Raw genomic sequence first — 2,388 nt, forward strand, 5'->3', positions numbered from 1 at the left:
CGCTTTTATCAACAAGGTATGCGGGCCGCAACCCTTATACAGTCTATCTCGTAGACCTTTTTGTCACCCCCCCAGATTTTAAATAACTCTTAAAAGTAGAATGGAAGCTGAAAGAGCGATAAATTTTCAACTTCCATTCTTGCTTGATTGAGACTAATTTAACGCAGCCCCAGCCAGGTAAAAAAATCCTGGCGGGTGAAGAATTCTAGCAGCAAAAGCCCCACGAATCCCACCATCGCAAATCTGCCGTTGATTTGTTCTGCATAGGCATTCCACCCAAAGGCTGGTTCTGGTTTTGGGGTATTTGGGGTTGTCGGTTTTGGGGATGGAGGAGTTTTGGCAGTCATTTAAAAGTTTTAAGTTTCGAGTTTTGAGTGATGACTTTTCAGAAGCTTTACGATCGCACAACTTGTAATTTACCAGGAAAATGACACCCCATGCCTAATCTGCTGACTTTTCTAAACTTTGAACCGATTCAATCAGATTTCGCACGGTTTCGGTACCTTCAGAAGGCTCAAAAAACAGCGGGAACTTGCCGCGAGCGATCATTCTCAAACCCAACGGGCCCAGACTCAGCAAACCTTTAACGTCGCGGAAGTAATTTCCTACTACTTCGATGCCAAATTTGCGCTCATCTATCCAGCCACCTTCTTTGACGAGCTCGATTAAGACTTTGCGGTGACGAATTGATCGACTGGCTTGGTCGTCTTTGCGATCGAGAATCTCTTGTTTAATCTTACCAATTTGATCCATCGGCGCGACTTCCATCGGACAAACCGAGTTGCAGTAGTAACAGCGAGTGCATCCCCAGACCCCTGCGGTGCCTTCGTTGTATTTTTCGAGCCGATTTTCGGTTTCGCTGTCGCGGGAGTCGGCGATCGTGCGGTAAGCTTTGGCGAGGGCGTGGGGGCCGACAAATGCCGGGTTGACTTCGCGGGCGTTGCACTCAGAATAGCACGCACCGCAGAGGATGCAGTTGCCAGTTTGGTCGAGTTTCGAGCGCTCTTCTGGAGTTTGCAGAAATTCGCGTTCTGGAATTGCTCGCGAGGCTGTGCTGACATAGGGTTCAACTGCTTCTAGGTTGTCCCAAAAACTGGTCATGTCAACAACCAAATCTTTAATAACCGGCATATTTCCCATTGGGGCGACGGTGATTTCTGGGATGAAATCAATAGGCATTTCTGCTGAGCTGGAATCAGCTATTTTTTTCAGTCTTGCGAGTTCGCTGGCTACGTTTTCTTTGCAAGCTAATGCTGAGCGACCGTTAATTCGCATAGAACAACTGCCGCAAATTGTATTGCGGCAATTTTTGCGAAAAGCTAAAGTGCCGTCGTGTTCCCACTTAATACTGTTGAGGCAGTCGAGGATGGTATTGCTCTCTTCCACATCTAGGGTGTAAGTGTGAACCCGGGGAGCCTCGTTTTGATTTTGGCGCACTACATTAAAGCGGACTTTCATATTTTGATTAAGGAATTTAGTTTCTATTTTAAGCTAAATTTTTGACCTTTTTAGAAAGCTATTATTTTTTTTAACCACTACCTTAAGTAAGAGATTTAAAAAAAAATTATTATTGTTTGATAAACATGAATAATTCTCAAGTTATAAATCCTAAATTACCACTTTTTTAAGCGGATTTGTGAGCTATTAATTGGAGATAAAAGTAATTAATCGCTGCAATTCGGTAGTCGGAGGTGCGTGATGTCCAGCTTGTTTGTATTAACTTTCATGTTTTCCACACCGGCTTTTTGTCTGGGTCTGCTAAATCCTCAATGGGTGGGACTGGGAACTCGCAAGCGATCGGCTGCCTTGTACGGCGGCTTGATGGCAGTTTCGTTCGTTTTGCTTGGGGTTACAGCACCTAAGACGCCACAACCAGTTTCATCCGGGCTGCTGGCCTCAACTGAATGGCCAGAATTTAGGGTAAGCGCACCTTTGCGCTGAAGATAGCTGGGTATGCATTTCACTTTTTTGGCAGCATTACAAGAAATTTTACCAGGACTTACGGCCAGTTGGAGCCAGAAACGTAGTTTTTTAAGAAAAATACTTGGTTCTACTCATTTACTGCAATTAAAAACTCCGGTTTATAGGCGTCGGAGTGCGATCGCAAACTGTAGGAAAAAATTGTGGCTTTAATAAGTAGAAATACCCTAACAGGACTTACGCAAAAACTCGGTTTATTCCAGAAATCGTCGCTTTTTAGATAAATATTGACGCCTAAACCGGGGTTTTGGTCTTTGAGTGCGTCCAGGACTTACTTAGAAACCCGGTTGCACCAGGGTCTGGTGTCCAACGTTCTAGTTTGCTTCGTAAATCGTAATTGCTCAACCCCCTTGACAAGAGAACGAGATAGACATTAGATAGAGGAATGAAAAAACTCCCTGACCTAAA

At 44.4% G+C, this 2,388-nt stretch carries 3 protein-coding genes; 1 reads left to right on the plus strand and 2 read right to left on the minus strand.

What is annotated here, in order from left to right; genetic code table 11:
• Positions 1-158 precede the first annotated feature (158 nt).
• Positions 159-347: a chlorophyll a/b-binding protein gene (locus QUA33_RS27900; RefSeq protein WP_333051883.1), complete on the minus strand. Its 189-nt coding sequence runs from the start codon at positions 345-347 to the stop codon at positions 159-161.
• 94 nt (positions 348-441) lie between these two features.
• Positions 442-1,458, minus strand: coding sequence for a succinate dehydrogenase/fumarate reductase iron-sulfur subunit (locus tag QUA33_RS27905; RefSeq protein ID WP_333152988.1), 1,017 nt, complete (start codon positions 1,456-1,458; stop codon positions 442-444).
• A 240-nt stretch (positions 1,459-1,698) separates the two neighbouring features.
• On the opposite strand from QUA33_RS27905, the gene QUA33_RS27910 reads away from it, so the two are divergent.
• Positions 1,699-1,941, plus strand: a complete 243-nt coding sequence (locus QUA33_RS27910) for a hypothetical protein (RefSeq protein ID WP_333152990.1) — start codon at positions 1,699-1,701, stop codon at positions 1,939-1,941.
• Positions 1,942-2,388 lie beyond the last annotated feature (447 nt).

The sequence above is a fragment of the Microcoleus sp. Pol14D4 genome (genome assembly GCF_036701245.1).
GTDB lineage: Bacteria > Cyanobacteriota > Cyanobacteriia > Cyanobacteriales > Microcoleaceae > Microcoleus.

What these genes read in the sequence shown, in the direction of transcription:
- QUA33_RS27900 (WP_333051883.1), bottom strand. Translation starts at nt 347, where the DNA reads ATGACTGCCAAAACTCCTCCATCCCCAAAACCGACAACCCCAAATACC.
- QUA33_RS27905 (WP_333152988.1), bottom strand. Translation starts at nt 1,458, where the DNA reads ATGAAAGTCCGCTTTAATGTAGTGCGCCAAAATCAAAACGAGGCTCCC.
- QUA33_RS27910 (WP_333152990.1), top strand. Translation starts at nt 1,699, where the DNA reads ATGTCCAGCTTGTTTGTATTAACTTTCATGTTTTCCACACCGGCTTTT.